Below are 14,115 nucleotides of genomic sequence, written 5' to 3'. Positions count from 1 at the left end.
GTTTACGTAAACATCGCGGGGTGAGATCAACCGTCCGCAGTCTCCTCGCCGTCCTGCTGTGCCTCTTCGCGCTGTCCGCAGCGGTGCCCGGCGGCGCCGCCGCGGGTCCTCCGCGCACGAACGATTTCCGTGGCGTCAACTGGGCCGACCCGCGCGACAACTACGCCGACGACGAGGTCGTTCCGTCCGGACTCAGTACGGCGGACGACTACGCGACGACGTACCGCAAGGCCGTCGGGATCGTGGGGGAGTTCCGCAAGGAGTTGAAGGCGAACACGATCCGGCTCCCGATCAACCCGTCGAGTGTCGGCACCGACTGGTGGCGCTCGTACCGCGCGGCGATCGACGCGGCGACGGCCGGCGGTTTCAAGGTCATCCTCAGCTACTGGGAGGCCGACAACGCCAAGGACGGGCGGGTCGACGACCCGGCGGCGTACGCGGCGATGTGGGACACGGTGGTGCAGGCGTACCGGCGGAACCCGCACGTGTACTTCGAACCGATGAACGAACCGTTCGGCTACTCGCTGACCGAGTGGGTGTCACTGACGTCGTCGTGGATCGCGCGGCACAGCAACGTTCCGCGCGGGCGGATCGTGATCTCCGGGACGGGCTACAACGACAACGTGACCGGGGTCGGCGCGGCGCCGGAGCTGAACGGAACGCTGCTGTCGCTGCACTTCTACGGCTTCTGGGCCTCCGACACGAACGAGGCCGCCTGGCTGGCGAACCTGCGCCCGCGGATCGGCTCGTACGGCTGGCGGACGATCATCGACGAGGCCGGCTCGCCGATGACGATCGGCCTGAACTACGGCAACCACGAGGGCAACGTCTACACGTCGTACCTGGCCGCGCTCACCCAGGTCGCTCGCGAGCAGCAGATGGGCGTCGTCTACTGGCCGGGCCTGCGCACCGGCGACTCGTACTCGATGACGACACAGGTCGGTCCGGCCGATCTCCAGGTCAACAGCATCAGCGGACGCGACCAGCTGTGGTGGGGTTGGGGCCTGCTCAAGAGCGAGCCGTCGAACAACGAGCCGCCTTCGCCGCCGGGTGAGCCGCTGCGCGGTGTCGCCAGCAACCGGTGCGTCGACGTACCGGGGTTCTCGACCAGCCCTGGTACGTCGCTTGACCTGTGGGACTGCAACAACGGCGGGAACCAGTCGTGGAACCTCACTGCCGCGAACCAGTTGACGGTCTACGCCGACAAGTGCATGACGGCTGGGGCCTCGGCGGTGACCATCGAGACGTGCACCGGCGACGCCGACCAGGTCTGGCACCTCAACGCCGACCAGACCGTCACCTCGGCGGCCGGCTGTCTGACAGCGAACGGTACAGGGAACGGCGCCGCGGTCGTAGTTGCCCCGTGCAACGGATCTGGTGACCAGAAGTGGACCCGCTCCTAGGCCGCCAACCCGGCCGGGCTGAGGCCGGCCAACCGGTGTTTGCGTTCGATGGACTGTCCCCAGGTGGTGCCGGCGAGCATCAAGATCGCGCCGGCGACCGCCGGGACGGTGAGGTGTTCGTTGCCGAGGCTGATGCCGATGGCAACGGCCCAGATCGGCTCGGTGCCGAGTAGCAGGCTGGCCCTGCTGGCCGACGTCCGCTGGACGGCCCAGGTCTGGGCCAGGAACGCGAAAACGCTGCAGAACAAGGCGAGATAGACCATCTGCAGCCACGTGCCGACACCGGCGTGCGTCGGCAGATGCGGTACGGCGGGTACCACGAACACCGCCGTACCGACGAGGGTCTGGACGGTCGTCAACTGCAACGGCCGCGCACCGACGGCTAGCCGGCCGACGAGCGTGACGTGACCCGCGCGGACCACGGCAGCGGCGAGCATCAGCAGGTCGCCGGTGCCGGGGGAGCGGAGGCCGTCCGCGGAGATCAGCAGTCCGACGGCGACCATGCAGATCCCGGCCGCGAGATAGAAGCGCGGCGGGAGGCCGCGTCCGTCGAGCAGCGGCGTCAGGACCAGCGTGAGGCTGATGATCAGTCCGGCGTTCGCGGCAGTGGTTTGCGTCACGCCGTACGTCTCCAGCACCAGGACCGACGCCTGGGTGAGGCCGAGGACCAGCCCGGCCTTCAGTTCCTTCCGGGTGATGCCGCGAACGAACGGGACCAGCGCGAGCGCGGAGATGCCGTACCGCAGGAACAGCACGGTCAACACCGGCGCGCTGCTGGTCGCGGTCTTGGCAGCGAGATAGCTCGAACCCCAGACGACGGCGACCAGGAGCAGGACGAGATCGGTACGGCGGGATCCGGGCACGGGTCCAACGGTGAAGGTTTGTGACGTTGAAGCCAAGTACCAATGTCTTCAGTAACACTGTAGGACAGCTAAAGTGTCTGGATGGATGAACGGCAGCTGCGGGTGCTCCGGGAAGTCGGTGAGTTGGGGAGCGTCACCGCGGCCGCGGAGGCGCTGCTCGTGACGCCGTCCGCGATCTCACAGCAGCTGCGGTTGCTGCAGCGGTCGATGCCGGTGCCGTTGACCGAACGCGACGGCCGACGGGTCGTGCTGACCGCCGCCGGCCGTGCGTTGGCCGGGGCTGCCGCGGACGTGGAGTCGGCGCTGGCGCGGGCCCGGCAGGTGGTGGACGAGTTCGCGGAGCAGCCGGATGCGGTGGTGTCGGTCGCCGCGTTCCACAGTGCGGCCGCGGCGTTCTTCCCTTCGCTGTTGCGGGCGGCGGACGGTCCGCGGGTCAGCCTGCACGACGAGGACGTGCCGCAGGACGAGTTCCCGCCGCTGACCCGGGAGTACGACGTGGTGCTGGCGCATCGGCTGGATCATGCCGCTGCCTGGCCGCGGACCGTCGCGGTCACGCCGTTGCTGCACGAGCCGCTGGATGTCGCCGTACCAGTCGATCATCAGTTGGCGTCGAAGCGCTCGGTGTCGCCGCGGGACGTGGCCGGCGAGCCGTGGATCACGGTGCACGACGGGTTTCCGTTGATGGCAACGATCGAGGCGATCGGTGCGGCGGCCAACCGGCGCCTCGAGCTGGTCCATCGCGTGAACGAGTTCACCGTGGTCGCCGAGTTGGTGGCCGCCGGCGCCGGGCTGGCGCTGATACCGCGGTGGACGGCCCGCTCGCATCCGGGTGTCGTGCTGCTTCCGATGCGAGGCGTGCATGCGCGGCGGCACATCGACGCGCTGCATCGGCCGGAGCGGACGGCTCGGCGTGCGGTGCGGACGACACTCGCCAACCTCCAGGCCGCGGCGGCGACCGTGCGCAGGCCGAGCGCTTGATAGCCTCGCGGCAGTTCGCTGTCACCCCGCCCGGGGCAGTGGTTCGGGTCCGGAGAGGAAAATGACAGCAACCACCCGCACAACCCTCATCACAGCAGCCCTCCTCACAGCCACCGCCGTACTAGCCGGTCCGGTGGCAGCGGCGCAGAAGCGGCCGCCCGGCGTACCGGAGGGGGAAGTCTCGATCCCCGTGGCCGGAAAGACCGACGTGGCGACGAGCCACGGATCGCTGCGCGTCCTGAAGCCGCACGGGCCGTTCGAGGGTGCGCGGGCGATGGTGGTGATGACGTCGCAGGGCGCACGAACCACAGTTCGGCTGAAGGTGACTGGGGTCGGGCGTACGGCGGCCGGCCGCACGTTCGGCGCGCATCTGCACACCGGCCCGTGTGTGGCAGGCAACGGCGCTGCCGCCGGACCGCACTACAACACCGACGTGATCAACGGTCACAAGCCGGTACGGGTCGACCATGAGCGCGAGATCTGGCTCGACTTCACCGTTGGCCCGAGCGGAGCGGCGACGGCGTCAACCGCCGTACGGTTCGTCCCGCGACCGGGTGACCGCTCCATCGTCGTTCACGAGCACGCGACCGACCACCACGGCACCGCCGGCGCCCGCCTCGCCTGCCTCCCACTGACCTGGCACTAAGGGGGTGTCACGCCGATGCGCCGCACCGAGCGCCCCGCAGTAGGCGCGGAACCATCAGACACCCCCTAGGCCGAGCCGCCGTTGCTCTTCAGGAGTTGGGCGTTGATCCACTGACCCTGGGGTGAGCAGAGGAAGGCGACCAGGTCGCCGGTGTCCTGCGGCGTGCCCAGGCGGCCGAGTGGGGTTTGCTGAAGGCAGGCGTCGCGGATCTCGTCGGTCATCCAGCCGGTGTCGATCGGCCCGGGGTTGATGACGTTCGCGGTGATGCCCAGGTCGGACAGTTCGTGCGCTGCGGCGAGGGTGATGCGGTCGAGCGCTCCTTTGCTGGCCCCGTACGGGAGGTTGTGGACGGTGTGGTCGCTCGTCAGCGCGACGATCCGGCCGGTGCCGTGGTTTCCGGTGAAGCGTTGGGCGTACTCGCGGATCAGCAGCCAGGTCGCACGGGCGTTGACGGCGAAGTGCCGGTCGAAGCTCTCGATGGTCGTGTCGAGGATGCTGGAGTCGACCGATTCGCAGTGACACATCACCAGTGCCGCGACCTTCCCCAGCTGCTCCTCGGCGGCGGCGAAGATCCGCCCCGGGGCGGACGGGTCGACGAGGTCGGCCTCGATCGGCGCCACCTCCGCGCCGAGGCCGCGGAGCTCCCTGACGATCTCGTCGGTGGCCCCGGACTGCACGCCCCAGCGCATGCGATCGTCGTACGCCGTCCAGTAGCTGAAGGCGATGTCCCACCCGGACGCGGCCAGCCGCCGGGCGATACCTGCACCGAGGCCAACGGTGCGCCCGACCCCGGTCACGAGCACGACTGGGCGAACTGCTGTTTGGGCCGCTGTCTGGGCTGCTGTCTCGGTCATGCGAGCGATCCTGCTGGACGGCCCGCCGACCGGCAACCAGATTGTCAACGGGCCGGGCAAAGAGGGGTCGGGTGGTGTGCGTACACCGGCTGTGGGCGTGGCAGGGGGCCGGGCCTCCCAGGTGTGAGCTGGGCGGTCCGGCTCTCGGCGTAGGTTTCTAGGCTGTGTTGCCGAGCAAAGGTGGTGGGTCGGGGTCGGACCAGGTGGGGCGGGTCACGGTGGGGTGGCCGTTGGTGAAGGTGATGGTGAGTCGGCCTTGGTGGACGTTGATGTGGTCGCGTTTGCAGAGGAGCGCGAGGTTGTCGAGGGAGGTGGGGCCGCCGTCGGCCCAGTGGGTGATGTGGTGGGCCTCGGAGATGGCGGGTGGTGCGCCGCAGGCGATGCAGCCTTTGTCGCGGGCGTTGAGGGCTTGGCGGATGGCGCGGGTGACGAAGCGGTGTTCGGTCCCGACGTCGAGGGGTTCGGAGTTGGAGCCGAGGACCAGGGGGATGATGCCGGCGTCGCAGGCGAGTCGCCGGACGGCCGCGGCGGAGAGCGTGTCGCCGTGCACCAGCTCGCCCCGGCCCAGATCCCCCCGGCCCAGATCCCTCCGGCCCAGATCCCCCCGGCCTAGGTCGCCTTGGCCGGGGGTGTCGGGGTTGTGGGTGTTGGTGGCGGTTTTGAGGTCTTGGAGGTCGATGGTGACGGTGATGTGCGGTTTGATGTCGCCGTGGCCGGGCACGGCGGATCCGGTGCCGGCTGCTGTGGTGAGGATCGCGGTGAGGGCGTCGGCCTGTCGCTTGCTGCGCGGACGCGGGTCGCGCTCGCCGTCGGGAGTCTTGTGCGGTTTGGCGCCGGCGAAGATCAGGGTCTGGAAGAGTTCGGCGTTCTCGTCGGCGAGGTAGCCGCCGAAACTGACGCCGCGATCGGCGGGCTTGATCCACAGTGCCTCGCGAGACGACGTGTCGTCGGTGTCGCGGGGTTCGGGGCCGTCGGTGTCGAGCCGTTCACGCATCTCCTTGCCGAGCTTGCGCAGGTCGGCCGGTGGGAGCAGGTGGGCTGCCTCGACCATGGCTTCCTCGGCGACTCGTAGGTCCTCGACCGCCACCCTGGCCGACGTCGGTACCTTCTCGAGCGCGGACACGATCGCCCCTGCCTGTCCCACATTCAACTGGGCAGCATCGGCAGGGTCGGCTGGGTCGGCTGGGTTGGCTGGGTTGGCTGGGTGGCCGGTGCCCAGGGCCGCGGTGACGGTCGGGTATTTGTGCAGGGCACGCGCCAGGCGGAGGTCTCGGCGAACGTCGTCGGGATCCAGCCGGTAACGGACCGAGAGCAGCTGCACCGTGTCGCGGGCGCCGATCTCCTGGGCGTAGCCGTCGGCGTCCAGCCCGGCCGACAGGTGCAGGCAGCGCACCTGGAGACGGGCGATCTCGGCGTGCGCCGCGTCGAGAGCCGACAGCTTCTCGCCGCCACTCATCGACCACACGGGTCGCTCGTCCAAGATCGCCATACCCAAGACCCTAGACACACCCACAGACAGTTTTCGAGCCAGAAAGCCCTTATCTGCAAGGGATCCAGCGATTGGCAACTTCCTGTCAACTTGTCCACAGGTAGTACAGCTGCCGCGAGCAAGCCTCCTAGCTGTCCGCGTGCACGATGTGGGCGTCCGGGCCCGGGAAGAACAGCGACTCGGTGTCGGTGTCGGTCCAGTGCACGAGGTACGGCGGTGCGCCGTTCGGATCGTGTACCTCGACGATCTGTCCTTCGCGCCGGTGTGCCGACAGGTGGCTACTCTCCACCACGACGTGGTCTCCTGCTGCAGCTTTCACCACACCCACCTCCACACCCAGCTTGGTCCACTCCTCAGTGGATGTCGATGGCGAGCCGGGCGGCGAGTCCCGCGAAGATCGCCGCGGTGACCCGCTCGAGCCGGCGGCGGAGCCTGCTCCCGGCGCGGAAGAACTTCTCGGTCAGCGTGCCGGCCAGCAGTGCCGCACTCGCGTCCACCGGGAAGCCGACCAGGATGAACACCGCGCCGAGGACGAGGAACTGGAGCGTCACCGGCCAGCTGCCGCTCCCGGTCGTGATGAACTGCGGAACGAACGCCAGGTAGAACAGGATCACCTTCGGATTCGCCAGGTTGGTGAGCGTCGCCATCACGTACGTCCGGCGCAGTGTCCGCCGGGGCAACACCGGTGCGTCCTCGGGCGCCCCGAACTCCTCCCGGCTAGCACGCCAGGTCAGATAAGCCAGATAGAGCAGGAACGCCGCACCCGCGATCCGTACGCCGTTCAGAACCTGCGGCGCCGCCTGGATCAACGCCCCCAGCCCGAGCGCCGCCGCAACGCTGTGCACCGCCAGCCCCGTCGACATCCCTGCCGCCGCGACGACCCCGGTACGTCGTCCACCGGCCGCGGCGTTCGCGACGATGAACAGCATGTCCGGTCCCGGCACGATGCTGACCAGGAAGACCGCCACTAGGAACCCGAGCACCACCGATACGTCCATGCGTTCCATCCTGACCCACAGGTGCCGCCGGGTCGTCCGGGACTTCGGTCCGTGGTCAGGTCGGGAGGGTGACGGTGGCTGTGATGCCGCCGGTGGGAGAGGGCGCCAGGGTGACGGTGCCGTTGTGGGCGCGGGTGATTTCGCGGGCGATGGACAAGCCCAGGCCGGAGCCGCCGCTGGCGCGGGAGCGGCTGGTGTCCAGGCGGACGAAGCGTTCGAAGACGCGTTGCCGGTCCTGTTCGGGGATCCCGTCGCCGTCGTCGGACACCGTGATGATCGCGGACCCGTTCTGCTCGGCCGTGGTCAGGTGGACCGCGCTGTGGGCGGCGCGGGCGGCGTTGTCGACGAGGTTCCGCAGTACCTGGCTCAACCGGGCCGGATCGCCGACGACGCGGACCGGATGCACATCGCCGGTCACGGTCAGATCAGGCGCCGAACTCCGCAGCCGCTGGATCTCGGCCGCGACCAGGTCGTCGAGATCCACGTCGACCTTCCGCATCCGGATCCCGGTGTCGTCGGCCTTCGCGAGCAGGAGGAGATCCTCGACCAGTTGCCGCATCCGGTCGGTCTCGGTCTCCATCACCTGACGCAGCTCGTGCCACGCCTGACCGGTGGTGTCGGCCTCGATGACTTCCAGCGCCGCCGTCAGCGTGGCCAACGGCGAACGCAACTCGTGGCTGGCGTCCGCCACAAACGCCCGCTGGGTCGCCTGGCCGGTCTCCAGCCGATCGAGCATCTCGTTCATCGTGACCGCGAGCCGCGCGATCTCGTCCCGGGTCTGCGGCACCGGGACCCGCTCGGTGAGGTCCCGGGTGCCGATGCGCTGCACCCGGCCACGGATCCGTTCCACCGGCCGCAGCGCCTGCCCGACCATCAGCCACCCGGCGACACCGACGACGATCAGCAACGCCGGGAACCCGATCGCCAGGTACTTCGCCACGGTGACGACCGTCTGCCGCTGGGTCTCCACCGACGACGCGACCACCACGGTGTACGTGCGGCCGTCGTACGCCGCTCCCTGCGCGACGATCAGGAACGAGTGGTCGTCGTCGATCAGCGGCATCTCACCGACCTGGGATCGCAGCAGCGCGTCGGCCGGCGGCCGCAGGTCGGTGAGCGGGGTGGTGTCGACCCGCGTCGACGAGGCCGCGACGACCCGGCCGGACGGGTCGAGAACCTGGATCAGCTGACCCGGACGCGTCGTCTCGCCGAGGTCGGTTGCGAGTCCCGCCGTACCCCTCGCGCTGACCTGCCGGGCGATGTCACCGACGCGACCGTCGGCGGCGTCGGAGACCTCCGTGATCAGAGCGCGCTGCAGGAGCAGCAGCAGCGCGGCCGCGCCGAGCATCATCGCGACAGCGACCACGATCACCGCGGCCGCGGTCGAGCGGCTCCGTACACTGGCCTGCCGCAGACCGCCGGCGGTCCGGTACCACCCGTCCTTGCGACGTCGCACCACCGTGGTCACGCACCCTAGTCTGGCTCAGCCGCCTTCGGGGTTCATGCGGTAGCCCATCCCGCGGATCGTCTCGATCGCGTGCCGGGCGAACGGGGTGTCGATCTTCTTGCGCAGGTAGCGCACGTACACCTCGACGACGTTCGGGTCGCCGTCGAACGCCGGATCCCAGACCCCGGCCAGGATCTCGGTCTTGCTGACGGTGTCCCCGCGGTGCCGCATCAGGAACTCCAGCAGCCCGTACTCGCGGGGCGTCAGGGTGATCTCCCGCCCGTTGCGCTCCACCCGCCGCCGGGCCACGTCGAGCGTCAGGTCGCCGGCCGTCAGCACCACCGGGCGCTCCGGGCCGCCGCGCCGGATCAGCGCCCGCAGCCGGGCGACCAGGACCAGGAAGCTGAACGGCTTGGTCAGGTAGTCGTCCGCGCCGAGGTCGAACGCGTCGGTCTGGTCGTACTCGCCGTCCTTCGCGGTCAGCATCAGCACCGGAGTCCAGATCCCGCGCGCCCGGAGCAGTTCGAGCACGCGGTACCCGTTCAGCTTCGGAAGCATGATGTCCAGCACGATCACGTCGTAGTTGTGCTCGGTCGCGGCCCACACCGCGTTCTCGCCGTCGTGCACCAGCTCCACCACGAAACCGGCGTCCGTCAGCCCACGGTGCACCGTGTCGGCCAGCCGCAGTTCGTCCTCGACCATCAGCACTCGCATGGTCACAGTGTCACCGCAAACCGCTGAGAGTCCGCTGAGAGGGCCACAACTTGACGCCGTGAAGTCGCCGTACCTACGGTTGTCGAAGCGCTTCGACGAACCCGCCGAGAGAGGCTCCGCGATGAAGTTCACCGATGGGTACTGGCAGCTGCGGGCGGGGCTGACGCGGTTGCGGCCGGCCGAGGTCGAGAGTGTGGCGGCGGGGGAGCGGGAGCTCACCGTGTTCGCGCCGACCAGGCGGATCGAGCGCCGCGGAGACACGCTCAACCAGGCGATGTTCACGGTGACGTTCTCCTCGCCGGCCCGCGGCGTGATCGGCGTCCGGATCGCCCGCCATACCGGCGGGTTGCCCGCGCGCCCGTCGTACCGGCTGACGACCGACGACGAACATCCGGTGAAGGTCGAGGTCGGCGCGACCGAGGCACGGCTGACGTCCGGTGAGCTGAGCGTGGTGATCGCGCTCGAAGGACCGTGGGACGTGCGCTTCGAGCAGGACGGGAAGCCGCTGACGAACTCGGGGGAGCGCAGCGTCGGCCTGATCACCGACGCTGACGGCAAGCGGTACGTCCATGAACAGCTGGCGCTCGGGGTCGGCGAGACGATCTACGGGCTCGGCGAGCGGTTCGGCGCGTTCGTGAAGAACGGTCAGGTGGTCGACAGCTGGAACGCCGACGGCGGTACGTCGAGCGAGCAGGCCTACAAGAACGTCCCCTTCTACCTGAGCAGCAAGGGGTACGGCGTCCTTGTCGACAGCCCTGCCCACGTGTCGTTCGAGGTCGGCTCGGAGGTCACGTCCCGCAACCAGTTCAGCGTCGAAGGCGAAGAGCTCGCGTACTACGTGTTCGCGGGCCCGACACCGAAGGACGTGCTGCGCCGCTACACCGCCCTCACCGGACGACCCGCCCGCGTCCCGGCCTGGTCGATGGGGCTGTGGCTGTCGACCTCGTTCACCACGGACTACACCGAGGAGACGACGAGCGCGTTCGTCGACGGGATGGCGGCGCGGGACCTGCCGCTGAGCGTCTTCCACTTCGACTGCTTCTGGATGCGTCAGTTCAACTGGTGCGACTTCATCTGGGACCCCGTGGCGTTCCCGGACCCGGCCGGGATGGTCCGCCGCCTCAAGGAGCGCGGTCTGCGGGTCAGTCTGTGGATCAACCCGTACATCGCGCAGCGCTCGGTGCTGTTCGAGGAGGGCCGCCGGCTCGGGTACCTGCTGAAGCGCCCGGACGGCTCGGTCTGGCAATGGGACCTGTGGCAGGCCGGGATGGCGATCGTCGACTTCACCAACCCGGACGCGACCGCCTGGTTCCGCTCGAAGCTGCAGGCCCTGATCGACATCGGCGTCGACTGCTTCAAGACCGACTTCGGCGAACGCATCCCGACCGATGTCGCCTGGTACGACGGTTCCGACCCGGAGCGGATGCACAACTACTACGCGCAGCTCTACAACGCGGCTGTCTTCGGGCTGCTGGAGGAGAACCGGGGTGTCGGTGAGGCGGTGTTGTTCGCCCGCTCCGCGACGGCCGGTGGTCAGCAGTTCCCCGTGCACTGGGGCGGCGACTGCGAGTCGACGTTCGAGGCGATGGCGGAGTCGCTGCGCGGTGGGTTGTCGCTGGCGTCGTCCGGGTTCGGCTACTGGAGTCACGACATCGGCGGGTTCGAGGGCACGCCGGACCCCGCGATCTTCAAGCGGTGGGTGGCGTTCGGGCTCCTCTCGTCGCATTCCCGGCTGCACGGCTCGTCGTCGTACCGCGTGCCATGGGCGTTCGACGAGGAGGCGGTCGACGTACTGCGGAAGTTCACCAAGCTGAAGCTGTCGCTGATGCCGTACCTGGTCGCGACCGCCGAAGAGGCACATCGTGACGGCGTGCCGATGATGCGCCCGATGGTCCTGGAGTTCCCGGACGATCCCGCGGCCGCCTACCTGGACCGCCAGTACATGCTCGGCCCGGACCTCCTCGTCGCTCCGGTGATGAGCTTCGACGGCACGGTCTCGTTCTACTTGCCGCGCGGGCGGTGGACGTCGCTGCTGACCGGTGAGGTGGCGACCGGGCCGGCCTGGGTGGAGGAGACCCACGGCTTCGAGACCTTGCCGTTGTATGTCCGCGAGGGAGCGGTGATCGAGCTGGCAGACCCGGCCGTCATCGAGCTGGAGCTCCGCGACGAGTTATGAGGTGGCGCCGGTGTACCGCCGTACTCCCAGCCGCCACAGGAGCAGGGTCGCGGCCGTGAAGACACCTCCGAGCAGGATCGCCGTGAGCAGGACGCCGGGGTCAGGTCCTCGGGTGAGGCTCTGGGCGGGCCAGGTCGTGATGGCGGCGACCGGGAACGCGAACGTCAGGAGTCGTCGGAGCCACCGTCCGTAGATGTCGACGGGATAGCGTCCGGTCTGCCAGGCGGCGCCGTGCAAGACGCCGAGGCTGAGCCGGGGTGCCCAGAACGCCAGCGCCGCGAGGCCGACCGACGTGGCCCAGCCGATCAGCAGTCCGATCAGGGTGAGCAACGCCCATCCGGTCACCGCGGCAGGCGACGGAACCCGGCCCAGTTCGCGCAGTCCGACGATGATCACGCCGACGCCGAGCAAGCTCTGCACGAGGGCGAGCGGCGCGTGCCGGGTGCAGGTCGCGAGTACGACGCTGTTCGCCGGCCGGAGCAGGTACGCGTCGAGGCGGCCGTCGCGGATCTGCTGGGCGAAGTCCGCGAGGCTCGGGTCCAGGAACGCCGCCCGGAGACCGGTGATGAGCGCGTAGGTGCCGGTGAGGGCGAGCATCTGCCCGGCGGTCCAGCCGGCGAGCAGTCCTGTCTGCGTGAAGACGAGGCCGATCGTGGCGACCGACGCGGTCAGGTCGACGAAGGCCAGGACCGCATCGAAGAACAGGTTCGTCCGGTAGGCCAAGGCACGTCGCAGCGATAGCGAGAACGCCGTACCGAACAGCCGGGCGACTCTCATCACGCCCCCACGGTGCTGTAGCGGCGGATGCCGAGACGCCAGGCTCCGACGGCACAACCGGCCAGGACCACCGTCCACAGCACCGCGACCGCGTACCCCGCCGCCGCGTCGGCGGATGACAGGGTGCCGGTCGCCAGCTCGGCCGGAAAACCGAGCATGGAGCGAAACGGAAGGACCTGGGCGATCGTCCGCAGCGGATCGGGGAGGAGCGCGTTCGGTGCGGCGGAACCGCCGAGCAGGAAGACCAAGACGGTGCCGAAGGCAACCACCGCGTGAACTCGCTCGGTCCAGAACGCCGCCATCGCCAGCGACCACACGAACAGGAAGTGCAGGACCGCGGCCAGCACGAGTGCCGGTACGGCGGTCAGTACCGCAAGAAGTGTGAAGCTCACGCCGGCCGCGAACCCGACCACGGCGAGCAAGGGGATCCCGAGAACGAACATCCAGAGGCGGATCGCCAGGTTCTCACCCAACGGCCCGATCACAGCGGGCTGCGGCCGCAGGAGCGCCGCGGCGATGCCGCCGTTGTAGATCGCGTGCGCGAAGGTGTGGTTCTCGAACGACGCGGTCAGCAGGGCCACACCGATGACGGCGAGGTAGTAGCTGCCGACCTGAGGACCTGCTCCCGGGACCTGTCGCCAGACGAAGAGCCCGAGCAGCGGGGCGACGGCCTGCCCGAGCACCAGGGTGACGATGAACCACCAGGCGCCCGACCACCCGATGACCTGGCGCCAGATCTCCAGCCGGACGAGTCGCAGGATGCGGCTCACGACGCGAGGTCCTTCGTCTGCCGCAGACTGCGGTACGCCTGATCCATCACGTTCTCGAGCGACGGTTCCTCGACCGACAGGTCCGCGACCGCGAATCGGTCCAGCAGCCGGGCGGTCGTGGCCGGTACGACGTCGCGGGCGACCCGCAGCAGCCACTGGTTCCCGTCACGCTGCAGAACCTCGCCGTACGGCGACAGGTCCGGATCGTCGTCGATCACGGTGACCCGGATCAGTTTGGTCGGGGCGAACAGTGCGCCGAGTTCGTCGCGACGTCCGTCGAAGGCGATCGCGCCGTCGTCGACGAGGATCAGCCGCGGACACAGGGATTCGACGTCGGCCATCGTGTGACTCGTCAGCAGCACGGTCGCTCCGGTCCGGGCGGAGTACTCGGCGACGAAGGTTCTGATCGTCTTCGCCGCCGAGACATCGAGCCCGATGGTGGGCTCGTCGAGGAAGAGCACCTTCGGGCGGTAGACCAACGCGAGCGCGAGGCCGGCCCGCATGCGCTCGCCGAGGCTCAAGGCGCGGACCTGTCGCTGCAGGATGCTGTCCAGGTCCAGGAGTTCGCTGAGCTCGGCCAGGTTGCGTCTGAACTCGCCGTCGGAGATGTCGTAGAGGACCTGCTGGTAGTGGAACGAGTCCAGCACGGTGAGCTCGGGTGCGTCGCCGATCGGCTGACTTCCCCGGATCAGGGCGATCTCGCGGAGGTACTGGTTGTGCCGTCGCCACGGGACCTGGTCGAGCACCCGGACCCGGCCGCTGGTCGGGTGCAGGATCCCGGCGAGGATCTTCAGCGTGGTCGTCTTGCCGGCCCCGTTCCGGCCGAGGAATCCGACGACCTGTCCGGCCGGGATCCCGAAGCTGAGGGCGCGGACCGCTTCGACAGCGCGATACTGCCGCCGGACCAGCGCGCGGGCGGCCGCGACGAGGCCGCCGTCGCGCACCGGGACGCGATAGGTCATCGACAGTTCTTCCACTTCCACGGCATTCATGCTTAAAG

The 14,115-nt window shown here is 69.1% G+C and carries 14 protein-coding genes; 4 read left to right on the top strand and 10 right to left on the bottom strand.

Translation table 11 applies throughout. From position 1 onward, the window contains the following. Positions 1-20: 20 nt before the first annotated feature. On the top strand, positions 21-1,403 hold the full coding sequence (locus tag E0H92_RS40300; RefSeq protein WP_131500002.1) for a ricin-type beta-trefoil lectin domain protein: 1,383 nt from the start codon (positions 21-23) through the stop codon (positions 1,401-1,403). On the opposite strand, the gene E0H92_RS40295 is transcribed toward E0H92_RS40300, so the two are convergent. Next, positions 1,400-2,266 carry a DMT family transporter gene (locus E0H92_RS40295; protein WP_131500001.1) on the bottom strand — a complete coding sequence of 289 codons (867 nt, stop codon included), beginning with the start codon at positions 2,264-2,266 and terminating at the stop codon, positions 1,400-1,402. The genes E0H92_RS40300 and E0H92_RS40295 overlap by 4 nt on opposite strands. An 81-nt stretch (positions 2,267-2,347) precedes the next feature. Here E0H92_RS40295 and E0H92_RS40290 point away from each other — a divergent pair, with 81 nt between their 5' ends. Both E0H92_RS40290 and E0H92_RS40285 read left to right on the top strand, forming a co-directional pair. After that, a complete protein-coding gene (locus E0H92_RS40290) occupies positions 2,348-3,244 on the top strand; it encodes a LysR family transcriptional regulator (RefSeq protein ID WP_131500000.1) in 897 nt (298 codons plus the stop codon). A 61-nt stretch (positions 3,245-3,305) separates the two neighbouring features. After that, complete coding sequence (locus tag E0H92_RS40285; protein WP_165550249.1) at positions 3,306-3,890, top strand: superoxide dismutase family protein; 585 nt, start codon at positions 3,306-3,308, stop codon at positions 3,888-3,890. 65 nt (positions 3,891-3,955) lie between these two features. On the opposite strand, the gene E0H92_RS40280 is transcribed toward E0H92_RS40285, so the two are convergent. The 6 genes from E0H92_RS40280 to E0H92_RS40255 all read right to left on the bottom strand — a co-directional run bounded on the left by E0H92_RS40280 (position 3,956) and on the right by E0H92_RS40255 (position 9,392). Next, positions 3,956-4,744 (bottom strand): SDR family oxidoreductase, encoded by a 789-nt coding sequence (locus tag E0H92_RS40280; protein WP_131499998.1) that lies wholly within the window; start codon positions 4,742-4,744, stop codon positions 3,956-3,958. A gap of 157 nt (positions 4,745-4,901) precedes the next feature. Beyond that, complete coding sequence (locus E0H92_RS40275; protein WP_131499997.1) at positions 4,902-6,233, bottom strand: HNH endonuclease signature motif containing protein; 1,332 nt, start codon at positions 6,231-6,233, stop codon at positions 4,902-4,904. 127 nt (positions 6,234-6,360) lie between these two features. Continuing rightward, on the bottom strand, positions 6,361-6,552 hold the full coding sequence (locus E0H92_RS40270; protein ID WP_131293931.1) for a DUF1918 domain-containing protein: 192 nt from the start codon (positions 6,550-6,552) through the stop codon (positions 6,361-6,363). A gap of 34 nt (positions 6,553-6,586) precedes the next feature. Further along, on the bottom strand, positions 6,587-7,231 hold the full coding sequence (locus E0H92_RS40265) for a LysE family translocator (RefSeq protein WP_131293770.1): 645 nt from the start codon (positions 7,229-7,231) through the stop codon (positions 6,587-6,589). Between the two features lie 55 nt (positions 7,232-7,286). Beyond that, positions 7,287-8,105 (bottom strand): sensor histidine kinase, encoded by an 819-nt coding sequence (locus tag E0H92_RS45850; protein ID WP_420843852.1) that lies wholly within the window; start codon positions 8,103-8,105, stop codon positions 7,287-7,289. A gap of 609 nt (positions 8,106-8,714) precedes the next feature. Continuing rightward, positions 8,715-9,392, bottom strand: coding sequence for a response regulator transcription factor (locus tag E0H92_RS40255; protein ID WP_131293772.1), 678 nt, complete (start codon positions 9,390-9,392; stop codon positions 8,715-8,717). A gap of 121 nt (positions 9,393-9,513) precedes the next feature. Here E0H92_RS40255 and yicI point away from each other — a divergent pair, with 121 nt between their 5' ends. After that, the gene (gene yicI / locus E0H92_RS40250) at positions 9,514-11,568 is read left to right on the top strand and encodes an alpha-xylosidase (RefSeq protein ID WP_131499995.1); all 2,055 of its coding nucleotides are present in this window, start codon (positions 9,514-9,516) and stop codon (positions 11,566-11,568) included. On the opposite strand, the gene E0H92_RS40245 is transcribed toward yicI, so the two are convergent. The 3 genes from E0H92_RS40245 to E0H92_RS40235 are packed head-to-tail and all read right to left on the bottom strand — an operon-like array spanning position 11,563 to position 14,107. After that, positions 11,563-12,345, bottom strand: a complete 783-nt coding sequence (locus E0H92_RS40245) for an ABC transporter permease (protein WP_238173815.1) — start codon at positions 12,343-12,345, stop codon at positions 11,563-11,565. The two genes, yicI and E0H92_RS40245, sit on opposite strands and share 6 nt — an antisense overlap. Further along, a complete protein-coding gene (locus E0H92_RS40240) occupies positions 12,345-13,115 on the bottom strand; it encodes an ABC-2 family transporter protein (protein ID WP_165550248.1) in 771 nt (256 codons plus the stop codon). The genes E0H92_RS40245 and E0H92_RS40240 overlap by 1 nt, the downstream gene beginning before the upstream one ends. After that, positions 13,112-14,107, bottom strand: coding sequence for an ABC transporter ATP-binding protein (locus E0H92_RS40235; RefSeq protein ID WP_131463161.1), 996 nt, complete (start codon positions 14,105-14,107; stop codon positions 13,112-13,114). The genes E0H92_RS40240 and E0H92_RS40235 overlap by 4 nt, the downstream gene beginning before the upstream one ends. Between the last annotated feature and the right edge of the window lie 8 nt (positions 14,108-14,115).

It is taken from the genome of Kribbella speibonae (assembly GCF_004331375.1).
GTDB lineage: Bacteria > Actinomycetota > Actinomycetes > Propionibacteriales > Kribbellaceae > Kribbella > Kribbella sindirgiensis.
This window is presented reverse-complemented; position numbering and strand designations above follow the sequence as displayed.